The 15338-nt window shown below is 58.7% G+C and carries 18 protein-coding genes; all 18 read left to right on the top strand.

The genetic code is table 11. From position 1 onward, the window contains the following. Positions 1 to 3: 3 nt before the first annotated feature. Positions 4 to 1422, top strand: coding sequence for a hypothetical protein (locus TBK1r_RS28435; protein ID WP_145218421.1), 1419 nt, complete (start codon positions 4 to 6; stop codon positions 1420 to 1422). Then, positions 1423 to 3063: a LamG-like jellyroll fold domain-containing protein gene (locus tag TBK1r_RS28430; RefSeq protein ID WP_145218419.1), complete on the top strand. Its 1641-nt coding sequence runs from the start codon at positions 1423 to 1425 to the stop codon at positions 3061 to 3063. Then, complete coding sequence (locus TBK1r_RS28425) at positions 3060 to 4271, top strand: hypothetical protein (RefSeq protein ID WP_145218417.1); 1212 nt, start codon at positions 3060 to 3062, stop codon at positions 4269 to 4271. Before TBK1r_RS28430 ends, TBK1r_RS28425 begins: the two co-directional genes overlap by 4 nt. 28 nt (positions 4272 to 4299) lie before the next feature. Continuing rightward, positions 4300 to 4632: an HNH endonuclease gene (locus TBK1r_RS28420; protein ID WP_419580489.1), complete on the top strand. Its 333-nt coding sequence runs from the start codon at positions 4300 to 4302 to the stop codon at positions 4630 to 4632. Beyond that, positions 4632 to 5084: a hypothetical protein gene (locus TBK1r_RS28415; RefSeq protein WP_145218413.1), complete on the top strand. Its 453-nt coding sequence runs from the start codon at positions 4632 to 4634 to the stop codon at positions 5082 to 5084. The genes TBK1r_RS28420 and TBK1r_RS28415 overlap by 1 nt, the downstream gene beginning before the upstream one ends. Before the next feature lie 10 nt (positions 5085 to 5094). Next, positions 5095 to 5487: a hypothetical protein gene (locus TBK1r_RS39165; RefSeq protein WP_419580488.1), complete on the top strand. Its 393-nt coding sequence runs from the start codon at positions 5095 to 5097 to the stop codon at positions 5485 to 5487. Next, positions 5474 to 7270 (top strand): terminase large subunit, encoded by a 1797-nt coding sequence (locus tag TBK1r_RS28410; protein WP_419580487.1) that lies wholly within the window; start codon positions 5474 to 5476, stop codon positions 7268 to 7270. Before TBK1r_RS39165 ends, TBK1r_RS28410 begins: the two co-directional genes overlap by 14 nt. Positions 7271 to 7278: 8 nt before the next feature. Further along, positions 7279 to 8940 carry a phage portal protein gene (locus TBK1r_RS28405; RefSeq protein WP_145218409.1) on the top strand — a complete coding sequence of 554 codons (1662 nt, stop codon included), beginning with the start codon at positions 7279 to 7281 and terminating at the stop codon, positions 8938 to 8940. Then, on the top strand, positions 8937 to 9647 hold the full coding sequence (locus TBK1r_RS28400) for a head maturation protease, ClpP-related (RefSeq protein WP_419580486.1): 711 nt from the start codon (positions 8937 to 8939) through the stop codon (positions 9645 to 9647). The genes TBK1r_RS28405 and TBK1r_RS28400 overlap by 4 nt, the downstream gene beginning before the upstream one ends. 418 nt (positions 9648 to 10065) lie before the next feature. Beyond that, the gene (locus TBK1r_RS28395) at positions 10066 to 11499 is read left to right on the top strand and encodes a phage major capsid protein (protein WP_145218405.1); all 1434 of its coding nucleotides are present in this window, start codon (positions 10066 to 10068) and stop codon (positions 11497 to 11499) included. Between the two features lie 47 nt (positions 11500 to 11546). Then, the gene (locus TBK1r_RS28390; RefSeq protein WP_145218403.1) at positions 11547 to 12002 is read left to right on the top strand and encodes a hypothetical protein; all 456 of its coding nucleotides are present in this window, start codon (positions 11547 to 11549) and stop codon (positions 12000 to 12002) included. 130 nt (positions 12003 to 12132) lie between these two features. Next, positions 12133 to 12738, top strand: coding sequence for a head-tail connector protein (locus TBK1r_RS28385; RefSeq protein WP_145218401.1), 606 nt, complete (start codon positions 12133 to 12135; stop codon positions 12736 to 12738). Positions 12739 to 12916: 178 nt separating this feature from the next. After that, positions 12917 to 13264 carry a phage head closure protein gene (locus TBK1r_RS28380; protein ID WP_145218399.1) on the top strand — a complete coding sequence of 116 codons (348 nt, stop codon included), beginning with the start codon at positions 12917 to 12919 and terminating at the stop codon, positions 13262 to 13264. Then, positions 13261 to 13812 carry a hypothetical protein gene (locus tag TBK1r_RS28375; RefSeq protein WP_145218397.1) on the top strand — a complete coding sequence of 184 codons (552 nt, stop codon included), beginning with the start codon at positions 13261 to 13263 and terminating at the stop codon, positions 13810 to 13812. Before TBK1r_RS28380 ends, TBK1r_RS28375 begins: the two co-directional genes overlap by 4 nt. Further along, entirely contained in the window at positions 13805 to 14227 is a 423-nt protein-coding gene (gene gp17, locus TBK1r_RS28370; RefSeq protein ID WP_145218395.1) for a tail completion protein gp17, read from the top strand. The genes TBK1r_RS28375 and gp17 overlap by 8 nt, the downstream gene beginning before the upstream one ends. Further along, complete coding sequence (locus tag TBK1r_RS28365; protein WP_145218392.1) at positions 14228 to 14638, top strand: hypothetical protein; 411 nt, start codon at positions 14228 to 14230, stop codon at positions 14636 to 14638. It begins immediately after the preceding gene. Beyond that, positions 14638 to 14973, top strand: a complete 336-nt coding sequence (locus tag TBK1r_RS28360; RefSeq protein WP_145218390.1) for a hypothetical protein — start codon at positions 14638 to 14640, stop codon at positions 14971 to 14973. The genes TBK1r_RS28365 and TBK1r_RS28360 overlap by 1 nt, the downstream gene beginning before the upstream one ends. Beyond that, positions 14970 to 15329, top strand: a complete 360-nt coding sequence (locus TBK1r_RS28355) for a hypothetical protein (RefSeq protein ID WP_145218388.1) — start codon at positions 14970 to 14972, stop codon at positions 15327 to 15329. The genes TBK1r_RS28360 and TBK1r_RS28355 overlap by 4 nt, the downstream gene beginning before the upstream one ends. The last annotated feature ends 9 nt before the right edge of the window (positions 15330 to 15338 follow it).

Below are 15338 nucleotides of genomic sequence, written 5' to 3'. Positions count from 1 at the left end.
CGCATGAAAACACTCCTACTATGGCTCGCCCTCGCAACGGTCGCGGCGGCACAAACGGTGCCGGTGACGATCGACGTGCCGGTGTACGACGATTCGGGGATCACTGCGCGACTCGACGCGATTGAATCGCGGCTGGATGCGTTGGAGTCGGTGGAGCCGGAACCGGATACGCCAGGCGATGGGATCTCGCTGCAATACATCGGCTGCACGACCTGCTACGACGAAGCTGGCGTATGCTTGATCGGTGCGTCTGGGGCTCGCGTTGCCTATGCAGGCGATCGGCGGTTCTATGTTCGGGGCAAGCGACCAATTTTGCAGGGCGGTCAATACGGCGGGCTGTCTGATGCGGTGGCGCTGCTGCAATTTCCCGAGCCTAGAATCGCCACGACAACGAAAGCTATCCCCAAGGCGAGAAAGGCAGCGATTGCGTCAACGTCAACGATTAGCGGGATCAATGACAGTGATCCGAGCGAAGGACAGGCCGAAGGGCTGACGGTGATTGATGGCAAGCTCTATTTCACGCTGTTTGAATTTTACAATACCGCTGCCGAGGACGATCAGTTGGACTTGGGCCGGTGCAATCTGGATTTCAGCGGGAGGGAACTGTTTCGAATCACAGACATCGGCGGCGAACTGACGGACACGGGCCGCAACCGATACGCAATGCACAACAGGATCTCTAAATACATCGTTGAGCTACCGGATAGCTGGAAAGCAGCACACCCGAAGCTCTCGCGATGCGAGGCGATTGTCGGCGGCGTTGCGATGACTGGCAGCGGGTCAACATCGTTCGGGCCACCTGCGTTTGCGCTCGACTTCGACACGATGGAGGCCGAACCGCTGGCGTTTTGGAACGGCGCAAACGCGCTGCCGTATCTGTTGCCGACAGACGATGGGGTCGATTACGGCGAGAGCATCCGGCTGAACAATCCCGCGATCTGGGATAGCTATTCAGCCCCTTACCAGCACGCCAAGCACTCTGACGACATCGTGGACGCGGTGATTGTCGGTGACAATCTGATTGCGTTGGTCGGCGTTGGGCTCGGCTGGGTGGACTACAAGCCGAGAGATAAAAACGGAAATCAAATCGGCGGATACGCGGCCAACGGGTACGAATTGCGGCTGTTGGTTTTCCCGCTTTCCGAGTACGTCAAAACACTCGACGGACGCAGCCCGTCCGCAGTGCGGCACACGCAGGAGATTGTCGTCAACCTGCCGTACCTCGACGGCGAAATGTACGGATGGGGCGGCAGGCGTGACGGCAACGCATCGGTGTTCAAGCCCAAACGTGAACAGGTCGGTTTGTGTTGGCTGCCGGACGTACAGGAGTTGGTTTTCGTGCAGCAGAAAGCGGATCTGTCTGTTAATCGATACGAGCCGACGCCGATCTTTTGGCATTACGAGATTGAGGGGGCGAACTGAATGCCCATTGCAGACCCTACAGACATTTCAGGCTGCGTGGTTTGGCTTGACCCGTCAACGCTTACCGCGTTGTCTGACGGCGATGATGTTACGTCATGGGCTGACTCATCCGGCGAGGGCAATGATGCAGCGGGTAGCGGCACAGACCATCCGACATACCAGGATGGATCAGAGTATTATTCCGACATGCCGTTCGTGGGCTTTGCCGCAGCTGGTGGTGATGGCCGATTGACGGTCAGTGCAGACTCGACGATCAATAGCTCAGCCGTTACATACGCAATGCGTGTGCGACTAACAAACTTAGAGGCGGCATCTAGCGGGACATGGCTGTTTAACAAAGTGGCGACCAATGCGGCCACCGTTGCGTTGCGAGTGCTCAGCGGAGCGTTTCAGGCTTTTTGCCGTCTTGCTGCTGCACCATCAACCGCTCTCTCGGTTGCGGATGACTCTCCTACTGCATCCGGGTGGATGACTCTCATCGTTCGCCACAACGGCACGAATTTGCAGGTGTGGATAGACGGTGAGTTTGCGTTCCAGGTGAGCGCGTCCGGGGTGATTGATACCGCAGTGTCGGGCGACCTTGTGATTGGCAACCACCCCACGACAGATATCGGGGCGGCTTTTCACTTGGCGGATTTCGTCTTGTACGATGTCGCCGTGACTAATTCAGACATCACTGATCTTCACAACTGGATGTCTGAGCGTTACCCCAATAGCGAGTACGCGGACACTGCCGAGTTGCTTTCGACAGGCAATCGTGGATGCGCTGTGGCAGGCGCAGCAAAGACGGGGCTCGCGGCGAATCACATGATTGTTGCGGAGGTCGCCGGGAATGTTCGATATTACACGTCAACAACAGGCAGTCCGCACACATGGACAGATCAGGGGCAGATCATAGCAGGGTCGACGATCCGGGCCGTGGAACTGGTTTATGTCGGGTCGACGTGGTATGTGTACCTCGATGACGCGACAGGGAACGGGACTATCCGACTCTTTACCGGGTCGGATTTGTCATCGCTTACGGAGCACGCATCCAGCCCCGTTATCACTGGTGCATCAGGTGCCTATGTTCGCGCGCCTGCCGTGATCGAGGAGTCTGGCGAATGGGTGATGATTGTTGATCGGCGAACTGACTCGATCGCGGGGCTGGAGGGCGATCTAGTTCGTTACACGTCATCAGACGGCATTTCGTGGACGTATGACTCGTTTAACTCGCCGGTCATGTCGCCGACGGGGGTCGGGTTCGAAGGCTCGGATTTGACGCACCCGCAGATATACAAGCTAGGCGAGTCGCACTATCTGTTGCTGTACGCTGGATACAACAAGCTGCACCACTTCGCGGTTTCCAACGCCAGTACATACCCGCACGAATTAGCGATGGCGGAGTCCTTTGACCTGATTTCATTCAGTCGCGTCAACAAAAATCCACTGCTAACCAATGGGCACGGCGTGGGTGCGTTTGATGGGGAATACAAGAGCGATCCATACCTCTGGGACGATGGCGAGAACTTTGTTCTCTATCACACCGGTGCCGCTGATGTGACTGGAACAGAAAAACTTGGCTACGCAACGGGATTGTCTAGCGATGCGCCGGGCGGCGCAGATTACTACTACAACCAAATGGCGGCGATAATCGGATGATGTACCTAGACGTAGACACAGCGGTTGAAGTGCCGGTCAATATTTTGCCGCTGACTGACGACACGGATTTCAAGACCCGCGAAACGGCGATTGCTTACAACGCGGCGGGCATGGATCTCGTGTGGAATTTCGTCACGCCCGCGGGGGTGATTACGCAAACCGCAGTCACGCCGACAACGGCAGGCGATTACGATTGGACACATGTTGGCGACGGCATGTACAAGATCGAGATCCCGGCAACCGGTGGTGCGTCGATCAACAACGACACCGAGGGCTATGGCTACTTTACTGGCATTTGCACCGGGGTTTTGGCATGGCGATCGGAGACGTTTTGTTTCAGGGCGTCGGCACTCAATGATGCCCTGATCGAATCGCCGTGGTCGACGACGCGCGGACTCGCTGGCACCGCACTCCCCAACGCAGCCGCCGACGCCGCAGGTGGATTGCCCGTGAGTGATGCGGGCGGGTTGGATTTGGATACAAAGCTGGCAACGGCAACCAGTGCCCTTGCGACGGCTTCGGCACTTGCGACAGCCCAAGCGGATCTGGACACGATCACGGGCAGCGACGGCGTGACGCTCGCAACCGCGCAGGCGAACTATGCACCGGCGACTGTTGCGGCACTGGCGACAGTGGACACGGTGGTCGATGCGATCCAGGTTGTGACTGACAAGCTCGCCACGTCGATCGAGGACGACGGGTCGAGCGGATGGCAGTTTACGACGCTGGCACTCGAAAACGGCCCAAGCGGCGGAGGTGGTGGCGGTGACGCAACTGCGGCGAATCAATCAACGATCATTACGCACCTGACCGACATCAAGGGCGCGGGGTGGTCATCGTCGACCGACACGCTGGAAGAGATCCGCGACCGCGGTGATGCGGCATGGACGACTGGGGCGGGCGGGTCGCCTCCGCAACTGTTGCAAAGCACGACGATCGCGACGCTGACCAGCCAGACGGTGTTCACGCTCACCGCCGGGTCGTCAGATAACGACGCCTACAACAACGCAATTATTGTTGTGACGGATCAAACCACGAGCACACAAAAGGCAGTCGGGCGAATCAAGAACTATGTCGGTGATACCAAGACGGTCACGCTGACGGCGGATCCGGGCATCTTCACGATGGCGGCAGGGGATTCGATCGCGATCATGGCAGGGACGTTTGTGCCACCGGATGAATTGGGCGTGGGCTGGCTCGGTGACTAGCGCGAGACTTTGCCGATGCGGGGCGATCGTGCAAGGCCGGAAGGTTTGCGACGAGTGCAAGCCGCCGGCACCGACACACCGACGGACGACGAAAGAGCGGGGCTATGATCACCGATGGCGAACACTGAGCGAACGACTGAGGGACGAATTGGAAGAGTGCGTGGTGTGCGTCGCGCGGGGCAAGCTCACGAGCGTAGCCGAGCACATGCACCACATCGAGCGGTTCGAAGATGCGGAACACTTGCGGCTTGATCGGGCGAACTTGGTGCCGGTTTGCCAGCGGTGCCACGTTGAGATTGAGGGCATGGGGCGGATGGAGCTGGACGGTTTTTTGGAACAGTTGAGAAAAGAGGCAGAGTAATGGCGGTACACACCGGAAAGAGTGCATCGGACACATGGATAACGCCAACTGGAAAAAAGGTCCAGCTTGGTAGCCATGACCCCACCATCGGCATTCGCAAGGCATTTGCGGAGGCTGCTGAGGCGGTGGAGCGGTTTTCAGAATGGGCTAGAGAAAACGAGCGACCCAAGGAATACACGTCAGAGCGCGGCGTTCCCTTCAACCTGAACGATTACGTCTATGTGCGATTGACCGAACACGGACGCCAAGTGCATCGCGAATGGTTTGAGTCAGTAATGAGCGGCAATCTTTGGGATGCGGGATACACGAAGCCAGTGGAAGACGATGACGGATGGTCGAAATGGCAAATGTGGAGCCTGATAAACGTCTTCGGGAATCACGTCTACATGGGCGCGAAGCCGTGCTTTGACATGAATGTCAAGCTTTGCGTCAAGAGAACTGAACATCAATGAGGCCAGAGGGATGGCAGGACGAAAAGGGCAGCGGAGCGGTGGCCACAACAAAAAAACAGACGCAGAGAAAGAGATGCTCGGGACGCTACAGGCGTGTCGCAGCGATGCGGCTGAGCACGCTACCGGGTCGGTGGTCACGTCTTTGGCTGATCTTGGCATTGATGCTGGCAACGTTGCCGGGCGACTGTCTAGCGTCTGCGAAACACTGCTTGCCGCGATCGAAGGCGAGCCAACCGACAAAGAGGCCCGGCTGTCTTTTACTGCCTACTGGGACCGGCTGTACCGACTCGCGGCCGATCTTGCCCGCGAAGCACCCAAGGACGAGTCGGAGCAAAGCAAGCCAAGCGGCGACGGTGCCCCATCAATGGCCGATCTTATCGCGGCGCGAGATGGAAGCACCTAAGCAGCAAGTTCAGCGATACATCGACGGGGTTTTGGACGGGTCAATCGTCACCGGGCGACGGGTTCGCCAAGCGGTCGAGCGACACGTCTACGACTTGGAGCACGCACACACTCGCGGGCACTACTTCGACGAACAAAAGGCGTCGCTCGCGATCATGTGGTTTCCGGCTTGCCTGCGTCACGTCGAGGGCGAGTGGGCCGACAAGCCGGTCGAACTGACGGACAACCAGGCTTTCATCGTCTGGTGCCTGATGGGTTGGAGACGTGCGGACGGTTGCCGGCGGTTTCGCCACGCTTACATCACTTGCGGCAGAAAGTGGGGCAAGTCAACCGTGGCGGCGGGTATCGGGCTGCTGCTGCTGACGTGCGACGATCCGCTGGAAAAGGGGGCACAGATTTATTGTGCCGCCACGAAAGAGGATCAGGCCAAGATTGTCCACGGGCTGGCCAAAGCGATGGCTGACGGGTCGCCAGAGGTCCGTAAGCAAGTCACGGTCTTGGCCAAGTCGATCGTGACGAAGAAGGGGGCCTATCAGCCAAACAGTTTCTTCAAACCACTCGGGTCCGATTCGCGAACGTCGGACGGGTTCAACGTTCACGCTGCGGTGCTCGATGAAATCCACGAATGGGGCACCCATCACAAGGGGCTTTGGGACAAATTAAATACCGCTCACGGGTCACGTCGTCAGCCGCTGATCATCACGATCACGACGGCGGGAGACGATCAGTCGAAGCTGTGGATTGAAGTTGATACGCTGTCCTGTCGCGTGCTGGACGGCTACAAACTGGATAACCCGCCGGGCGATCACCGCTTTTGCTTCATCGCTCGACTGGACGAAAAACGCCCGTGTGATTGCGGAGCCATCAAGGGATGTCCCAAGTGCGAGGGCACGGGCGAGATCCCAGAGGATGACCCGTTCGACGAGAAGAATTGGGCCAAGGCCAACCCGAACTATCCGGTGACGCCAAAGCGGGAATTTATGCAGGAGCAGGCCGACGATGCACAGCTAAGCCCCGCCGGCTTGCACGTCTTCAAACGCTATCACTGCAACGTCTTGGTTTCGTCGCTGGAAAAAGCAATCCATGATGAGACCTGGCGAGCGGCACAGGGCGAGTTTTCGGACTGGTCTGACGCAGACGCGATCTGCGGCGCGTGGGACATGGGCGGCCAAGACGACTTGGCGGCGCTGGGGTTCTGTGCCCGGTTCGACACGGGCGAAGATGAGATTGACACCAAGACCGGCGAGCCGACTGGCCGGCCGCTCTACCGGTATGAGGTCGATAGCGTCGGGTTTATCAACACCTCCGCCGAGCGTGATCTGTCAAAGGAACCGTGGTCCGATTGGGTCGATCAAAAACTGCTGCGTGTGTCGTCGATGGAAATCAATGAGATGCGTCAGGAAGTGATCCGCGAGTACCAGGACAACCAGATTCGATCGTGGGCGTATGACCCGGCAAACTCGCGAGACTTCGCGCAGTCGCTGGAACCCGAGGGCATCGAGACGGTGAAGTTTTTCCAAAACGCCGGCATGTGGACCGAACCGATTACGAAGTTCCTGGCCGACTTGAAACTGGGGCGGGTTCGCCACGAAGGCAACGGGCTGCTGACGTGGGCGGCGGGAAACATGGTGCTGGTTAATGGCAAGCGTTCGGCGGGTTATTTCTGCATCCCCGATAAAGCCAACAGCCCCGACAAAATTGACCCCATCGTCGCGGTGATCATGGCGTATCGGCTGGCGTCGATTGCTCCGCCCGGCACGAAGGGCAAGCTGTTCATTACATAGGATGTACAATGTTTGACTGGATTAAAGGTATCTTTCGGCAAAGCAAGCCGACCGACGCAGCGGGCATTGTCACCGGGTTATCCGATCCGGCGGAGTGGTTTATCAATTGGGTCGGCGGAGGCAGCACGTCCGAGAGCGGCGTCAAGGTCAACTGGGAAACCGCCCTTGGCTATCCGCCCGTTTGGTACGGCGTCAGCAAGCTGTGCGGACACATGAGCCAAATGCCGTTGCACGTTCACCGCCGCTTGCCTCGTGGGGCAGAAGTCGCGTTACGTGAGCGTGGCGACTACCTGATGAACGTCGAGCCGAACAAATACCAGATGCCAGCGGTGTTCCGTGAGGAACTGATGGTACATTCATTGCTCGGCGGCAACGGTCGCGCGGTGATGATCCAGGGAGCGGGCCGGGTGGAGGAACTTTTGCCGATCCATCCCGACCGCAGCACGACGAAGATGATCAAGGGCGACAAGTGGCACGCAACGGAGGTCGACGAGGATGACCGGCTGATGCGGTTCAAGGATCTTGACTACATCGAGGTCGAAGGCCGCACGTTTATGATCCCTGACGAATACGTGTTGCACATTCCGGGGCTTTCGTGCGACGGACTGGCCGGACTGTATGCGATGAAGTTATTCCGTAACTCGTGGGGGCTGGGTCTGGCGAGCGAGAAAGCGGCCAATAAGCATTTCAGCAGCGGAGCGAATCCGGGCGGGTTTGTCCGCGACCCTCGCAACGAACTGAAAAACGAAACGAAGGCCCGCGAGTTCCTGGCCGACTGGAACCGGCATCACCAAGGCGTCGACAACGCCGGCAAGTGGGGCCTGTTGCGTGGCGAGATGGAGGCCCAGGCGTTCGAAGGGTCGGGGGCGAAGGATAACGAGTGGGTGCAGCAGCGGCTTTTCCAGCGGCAGGAAGCAGCGTTGACGTTCATGCTTGAAAGCATCCTTGGCGATGATGACAGCGTGTCCTACAACTCGATCGAGCAAAAAAACTTGGCCTACCTGGTCAACTCGCTGATGCGATGGGTGACGAAGTGGGAGCAGGAGTGCGATCGAAAGTTGCTGAGCAACCGGCAGAAAGAGCGACGCACGCACTTTTTCAAGATGGAAGTTAAGGCACTGCTGCGGACGGACTCGAAGACGTCGATGGAAACGCTAGGCATGGGGATTGTGCATCGGATTTACAGTCCGAACGAAGCACGCCAGAAACTGGACATGAACCCCTACGAAGGCGGCGACGAGTACCAGAACCCCGCGATCTCGCCGGGCTCGGCAACAGAAACCGGCGACGACACAGACGAAGGCGACGAGACGGATTCCGCCGAGGATGCGAAGCGGAAGGCCTACGCGGGCCGGATCGAGCACCTGATGAGCGTCGAGCAGAAGCACGTTCGCAAAGCGGCGGCGAGCCAGAAGAACTTTTTGAACTGGGCCGACAAGTTCTACATCGACACCTGGCCGAGAACGCTGGCCCGCGCGGTCGAGCAGCTCGGCGGGGATCCAGAATCAGCCAAGCGGCACTGCAGCGACCGTTTCGATGCGATGCTGTCGGTGCTCGACAGCGTGCAGCCTGAGCAATTGTCCGCAGCGGTGGACGAAGCAACCGAAGACCTGAGCCAATGCGTGGAGCAATTGGTGGACGACATCCTTTTAGCGGAGACAGTATCGTGAAAGTCAAACCATTCAATCGCGCCGCACCCAAGGCGATCGTTGACGCCAACGACGGCAGCGATTTCAAGGTGTTCGTCAACAAGGGCGAAGGCGACGAACCGGCGGAGCTTCTGATTTTCGACCAGATCGGGGAGGATTGGTTCGGCGAAGGCGTTTCGGCCAAAAGTGTCTCGTCGTTCCTGGCAGGGCAGAAAGGGAAGCCGGTCAACGTCCGCATCAACTCGTTCGGCGGCGATGTGTATGACGGGTTCGTGATCCACAATGCACTGGCAAGCCACGACGGGGAAGTGACGATCACGGTCGAGGGTATCGCGTTCTCGGCGGCGTCCTACATCGCACTGGCCGGCGACAAGCTGCAGATGTACAAGGCGAGCGACCTGGGGGTTCACCGGGCGTCAACGCTGGCGTGGGGCAATGAGGCAGAAATGGAGTCTGTGGGCGACTGGTTGCGGACGATCGACAGTCACCTGGTCGACATCTACAAGGACAAGACTGGGCGAGAGGAATCGGAGATTCGCGGCTGGCTCGTTGGCAAGTCTGACGGGACGGTGTTCAGTGCGACCGAAGCGGTCGAGATCGGATTGGCCGATGAACTGATCGACCCAAAGGCCGACAGCAAGGCGAAAGATGCGAAGGTGAAGAACGCCCGGCGGCAGATGTCGGCGCGGAACAAAATGGCTTTACAGAGGCTGCGAAATGTTCATTGATTGGTCAAGGGGCAATGTGCCACCAGGCGAGGCGTATGACGCAACTGGCAAGAAGCTACCAGAATTGATTACGTCAATCGACACAGAGTCTGGCGAGTGCGAGAAGTGCGTGAGGCACGATGGCCGGCTTCTCGTCGCGGAGTGCGGAACGGAAATCCTCCGCTTGAGGGTGCGGTTTCCTCCTCCGATCACCGTCTATCTTTATACTTGACACCTCGCGATTATTCGCTAGGATTCGGACACACGCGGGAGAAAGACCCGCACACGACATCACCGATTTGTGATCTCACGCAACTCATTAGCGGCGTGGCTCACTGCTCGGACGTTTTGACTTTTAACAGACTCAAAGCGCCGAGCGGCAAGCCATAGCCGCTTTTTTCATGCGCGAACCCTTGCCGCCGGCAGGAGACGCGACCACATGATTCGAGTGCTAAACGCAAAGGAAATCCGCGAAGAGATCGCGGAAAAGCAGGCGGCAGCCCTGGCGATCGGCGAACTTGCCGAAGCCGAAGGGCGAGAGCTGACCGACGACGAGCAAAAGGAATTTGATTCCATCGTCGGCAAGGGCAAGAAAGGAACCGAGGGCTACGCCCCCGGCGAAATTGACGACCTGGAAGAGCAGCTCGAGCGTGCCGAAAAACGGCAAGAGATCCAGGCCAAGATTCTCGCGGGTCGCATCAAGAGCGGCGAAGTCCGCGTGTCGGACGCACCGGCCGAAGTCGACGCACCTAAGGATTTCGCGGTTCCAGCCAAGGCCCGCCTACACGGCAAGCTGAAAGCCTTCGACGATTCCGACGAGGGCGAAAAGAACGCCTACGTCGCTGGTCGATGGTTCGCCGCCCATTTCTTGGGCGAAAACGGCGACGGAACCCGAGGGCATCGGGCGTCCAAAAAGTGGCTGGAAGAGCACGGCTTTTCCAACGCACTGAGCAGCGGCGACAACGACGGCGGCGGATTGTTCGTGCCGGTCGAAATGAGCCGGGCTATCATCCGGCTCGTCGAAAACTACGGCATCATTCGCAGTGCGATGGACGTTGAGCCGATGGGCAGCGATCGCAAGGTCGTTCCCGTTCGCGTGTCCGGCATGACCGCCTATCCCGTTGCTGAAACCACCACCGGCAACGAAGGCAGTAACACCGGAACCAAGTCGTCGCCAACGTGGAAAAACATCGAACTGGTCGCCCGCAAGTGGAAGACCTGGTGCAAGATGTCCGACGAACTGAACGAGGATTCGTTCGTTTCGATGGGCGACAAGATCGCCGAGGAATCCGCCCTGGCGTTCGCCTACGCGGAAGACAACGCCGGGTTCAACGGTGACAGCACGAGCGCCTACCACGGCATCACCGGCATCCTGTCGGCGGCCAAGGCAGGCAGCATCTACACCGCAGCGACCGGCAACACCGCGTTCAGTTCGCTCGACCTGAGCGACTTTGAGACGATGGTTGGTCAGTTGCCCGATTACCCCGGCATCAACCCGACGTGGTACATCAGCAAAGAGGGTTATTACGCCTCGATGCACCGCTTGATGATGGCGGCCGGCGGCAACACCACCACGAACTTCGAGAACGGCGGCGGGCCTCGCTTCCTTGGTTTGCCCGTTCGGTTCACGAACGTGCTCAACAAGACGTTGACAGCACAGACCAGCACCAAACTGGCCGTGCTCGGCGACTTGCGAATGGGTGCCAAGTTCGGCGACCGTCGCATGATGTCGCTGAGCTTGTCGGATCAACGCTACTGGGACGAAGACCAGATCGGCATCAAAGCAACCGAGCGGTTTGACATCAACGTTCACAGCACCGGTACGGCAACCGAAGCCGGGGCAATCTTGGTTCTTCAAACGCCGGGCTCCTGATCGCTCTGGTTTTCAAACGTTCGTGATCCTTTTTTCAAGGTTTTGAAATGCACAATGCACAGCGAGCTACCTACGCGGTAGCCATTGCACCGGCGGCGATCCTCGACAACACGTCGGCGGCTGCGACCGCGATCGATACGAAAGACGCACGCTACGCCGAGATTGTTTTGCAACTCGGGGCAACCGACATCGCCGTCACGGCGTTGAAGGTTCAAGAGTGCGACACCAGCGGCGGCAGTTACACCGACGTGTCTGGTGCGACCTTTGACGGCGGCACCGACATCGACGGCACCGCCCTCGCACTGCCGAGCGCGACCGATGACAACCAGACCTGTGTTTTCCAGCTCAACCTGGACGGCACGAAGCGGTATCTGAAAGTCGTCGCCACGTTCGGCGATGGAACGTCGGGCGGTTTCATCGCGGGCATCGCTCGTTTGAGCGAACTGCGAAGCGACCCGACCACATCAACCGAAGCGGCGGACGGTGGCGTCTGCCGAGTCTAGGGGGCGTTTCCGATGACGGTTTTGCGTGTGAGGCTGAGCAGGGATTGGCAGGGCTGGAAAAAGGGTCGCGTGTTTTCACACGGCCCAGGCGTTGCTGATCTCTGGGTCAATCGAATGAGGGTGGCTGAGTATGTCGACGACGACAACGACCGGAATGATCAACGGCAGGCTGCGGAGAACCGTGGCCCCGGCGGCTTATCCGGTAAGCGTCGCGGACGCAAAAAAGCAACTTGAAATTGCGACCGACGACACGGCACACGATGACCAGCTAACCGAGCTGATCGCGGCGGCAACCGAGCAGTGGGAGCACGACACGCAGTATGTCTGTGTGTCGTCCACCTACGAATACCTGCTCGATTGTTTCCCGGCCGGCTCGCGGGCAATCCGGTTGCCAGTGCGTCCGGTGACATCGCTGACATCGGTGACGTACTTGGACGGGTCGAGTAGCGAAACACTCGCGACGACCGTCGCGGACTTGGACCGCAAGAAGGATTTTTTAGCGCTCAAGTATGAGCAAGAGTGGCCGTCGATCACCACGCAAACGGACGCGATCGTGATCACGTTCGAGGCGGGGTACGCGGCGAGCCAGTGCCCGCGATTCATCCGCCGCGCGATCTTGTTGCAGGTCGCGAAATGGTTCGAGGATCGCGACATGATGCTGGGGCAAACGGAAGCGAATTTTGACATTGCTTATGAGCGGATCGCTCGGAAGTTGGGAAGGAGTAGCTACCCATGACGGAATACGTCGACTGGCGTGACGAGCGAGCAAATGACGCGATCCAGATGCCGAAGCGGCTTGTGTGTCCAGAGACAGGCCGGACGTTTGGGATCCGCGAATGGACTGCGCGAATTGCGGTTGGGGAATTGGTGTCAATCAAAACTGAGCTGATTGTCTCGATGGACGAGGGCGACGAATGATCTGGCGTCCCGGTAAATCATTCCGAGTCGGAGCGATGCGGCAACGCATCACCGTCCAGTCGCACGCGGACACGCGAGACGCCGCGGGGCAGGCTGTTTCGACGTGGGCGGATCGGCTGACGAATGAACCGGCACGCTACCTGATGACCGGCGGCGGGACGACTTACCGGGGCCGGCAGCTGGAAGAAAACGTGATCGCGGTGTTCGAGGTGCGATACCGCAGCGGGTACGACACAACGCAAAACGTCATTTACGACGGTGTGACATACGGGATCACTCGGGTCGAGCCGGTGGACGGTGGGCGGCGGTATCTGGCGTTGCATTGCAAGGCGAGGGCAGCATGAGCGAAGCAGCACGAACCAACCAGCAAGGCCAAAAGCGCATGCAGTCGCAAGTCAAAGCGATGGACATGCAGGTTGCCGCATTGAACAAAGAACTTGAAAAGCTGCCGGGCCTGATGCAGGCCGCATCGTTCGGCAAAGGTTTGCGACCCGCTGCAAGGGTGGTGCAGAAGCGGGTGAAGGAACTGACGCCGCGAAGTAAGAAGACGGACAGGGACAAGCGAAGCGCCAAGGAGAAACTGCGGCGGGCAAACGATAAACCGCTTTGGAAAACGACCAAGATCAAGCTGTGGCGGGGGTCGGCGGGCTTTGGCGTGGGGATGGTCGGCTTTACGTGGCCGGATGGAAACATTGGGCACGTCGTCATCGAAAGTAAGAACACGCTCTCGCGTCATGTGCTATGGGGCAACATGACGATGGTCGAGCGACGACGCAAGCAAGACGTGCTCAAGCGGGCATTTGACGAATCCAAGAAAGCAGCCGCCGCCGCATGGGTGGCGGCGGTTTCGCGAGACGTTGACAACCAACTAAGGACGCTGGGACGTGGCTGATGTTGGCCAATCGCTACGGGATTTACTGCTGGATGATGCAAGCGTTGTCGCACAGGTCGGCTCTCGCGTCATCCCGGATTCACTCGCGCAAGGCGAAACCTTGCCGGCGATCACTTACCGCGTCATCTCGACCACACACGAACACGACATTAACGGCCCCAAGGTCGGACTGGCAACCGCTCGCATTGCGATCGAGTGCTATGCGTCGACGAGGGTTGCCGCAAACGCACTGGCCGAGCTTGTCCGCCTTTCGGGCATTCTCGATTGGGAAGGCGATGACAACGGCGTCGATGTTCGTGCGATCGAGATCGATTCAGGGGCGGAGTACCTGAGCGAGCAAAACAGCGAGGGCAGTCACGAACTGCGCTACATCACGGCGACTGATTATTCAATCACATACAGGGAGACTGTTTAGATGGCAAAGAACACTGGCAACGGTGCCACAATCACATTTGGGGGCTCGGCAGTCTCCGCAAACATCACTCGCATCACGGGCACGGAGTTATCCCGCCCATCGCTGGACATCTCGGACCTTGCGTCAACGAATAACGAAGAGGCGATCCAGGGCGATTTGACGGCATGGAGCGAAGTCGAAGTGGAGTACGTCTTTGACGACGAGGTCGGCGTGCCCGACATCACCGCTGCGGCGGCATCGGTCGTGATTACGCACCCGCAGGGCGGACTGACCACGGCGGCCAACCTGACCGGCACCGCGTTCTACACCGGAACGAAGTACCCGGACTTTGAAAACAACGCCGTCCAAATGGGATCGGCCAAGATCAAGTTCGACGGGCAAACCGGACCCACATTCACGGCGGGCAGCTAATGAGTGACGCGAAGATCACGAAGGTCGCGCTACAGCCGATCAAGATGGGCTATCGGCTCGTTGACGGTGAAACCGAGGACGTGTTCAACCCTGACCTGCAAGTCCTATTGTGCGACTGGGACGGCACGGGGCGGATGCGTCAAATCGGGTATGCGTGGTTTCGCCCGTCGCGATTTATCTCGTTCGACACGGTGCGAGGCGCGACGGACGAGGACAAGGCGACAGTCAAGCGGCTGGTTGAGGAATTGACCGGCCAGGAGTTCGAGCGAGTGACGGCACCGCCGGATGAGCCAGAAGAAGACGACGACGAACCAGAGGACGACGAGGACGAATGAGCAAGCGAGACGAATTGCGGGCAAAGATCCAGGGCGGCGGCAAGCGATTGTTTGCAGTGGTCGAGGCCGGCGGCGAGACGTACACGATCAGATCCCTGACCCTTCGGGAAAAGGGGGAGAACGAAACGATCTTGGTCAACGCAAAGACCGGAGCATTCGATAGCAAGAAGCTGCACCGGCAGAAGTGCGATTTGCTGTGCCGATGCGTGGTCGATCCCGACGACAAGGAACCGCTGTTCCAGGTGAGCGAGTGGGAGGTGTGGGGAGACGTTGATTCATCGATCACCGTCAAACTGATCACCGAAATCGACAAGCTGAACGAAGGGAAGGAAGTCGAAGGGCTGTTGGGAAACTAAAGCACAACT

Origin of the sequence: Stieleria magnilauensis (genome assembly GCA_007753675.1) — a bacterium.
Taxonomy (GTDB): domain Bacteria; phylum Planctomycetota; class Planctomycetia; order Pirellulales; family Pirellulaceae; genus Stieleria; species Stieleria magnilauensis.
The sequence above is the reverse complement of the archived record's forward strand: the minus strand, read 5'-3'. Positions and strand labels throughout refer to the sequence as shown.

What these genes read in the sequence shown, in the direction of transcription:
- TBK1r_RS28435 (WP_145218421.1), top strand. Translation starts at nt 4, where the DNA reads ATGAAAACACTCCTACTATGGCTCGCCCTCGCAACGGTCGCGGCGGCA.
- TBK1r_RS28430 (WP_145218419.1), top strand. Translation starts at nt 1,423, where the DNA reads ATGCCCATTGCAGACCCTACAGACATTTCAGGCTGCGTGGTTTGGCTT.
- TBK1r_RS28425 (WP_145218417.1), top strand. Translation starts at nt 3,060, where the DNA reads ATGATGTACCTAGACGTAGACACAGCGGTTGAAGTGCCGGTCAATATT.
- TBK1r_RS28415 (WP_145218413.1), top strand. Translation starts at nt 4,632, where the DNA reads ATGGCGGTACACACCGGAAAGAGTGCATCGGACACATGGATAACGCCA.
- TBK1r_RS39165 (WP_419580488.1), top strand. Translation starts at nt 5,095, where the DNA reads ATGGCAGGACGAAAAGGGCAGCGGAGCGGTGGCCACAACAAAAAAACA.
- TBK1r_RS28410 (WP_419580487.1), top strand. Translation starts at nt 5,474, where the DNA reads ATGGAAGCACCTAAGCAGCAAGTTCAGCGATACATCGACGGGGTTTTG.
- TBK1r_RS28405 (WP_145218409.1), top strand. Translation starts at nt 7,279, where the DNA reads ATGTTTGACTGGATTAAAGGTATCTTTCGGCAAAGCAAGCCGACCGAC.
- TBK1r_RS28395 (WP_145218405.1), top strand. Translation starts at nt 10,066, where the DNA reads ATGATTCGAGTGCTAAACGCAAAGGAAATCCGCGAAGAGATCGCGGAA.
- TBK1r_RS28390 (WP_145218403.1), top strand. Translation starts at nt 11,547, where the DNA reads ATGCACAATGCACAGCGAGCTACCTACGCGGTAGCCATTGCACCGGCG.
- TBK1r_RS28385 (WP_145218401.1), top strand. Translation starts at nt 12,133, where the DNA reads ATGTCGACGACGACAACGACCGGAATGATCAACGGCAGGCTGCGGAGA.
- TBK1r_RS28380 (WP_145218399.1), top strand. Translation starts at nt 12,917, where the DNA reads ATGATCTGGCGTCCCGGTAAATCATTCCGAGTCGGAGCGATGCGGCAA.
- TBK1r_RS28375 (WP_145218397.1), top strand. Translation starts at nt 13,261, where the DNA reads ATGAGCGAAGCAGCACGAACCAACCAGCAAGGCCAAAAGCGCATGCAG.
- TBK1r_RS28365 (WP_145218392.1), top strand. Translation starts at nt 14,228, where the DNA reads ATGGCAAAGAACACTGGCAACGGTGCCACAATCACATTTGGGGGCTCG.
- TBK1r_RS28360 (WP_145218390.1), top strand. Translation starts at nt 14,638, where the DNA reads ATGAGTGACGCGAAGATCACGAAGGTCGCGCTACAGCCGATCAAGATG.
- TBK1r_RS28355 (WP_145218388.1), top strand. Translation starts at nt 14,970, where the DNA reads ATGAGCAAGCGAGACGAATTGCGGGCAAAGATCCAGGGCGGCGGCAAG.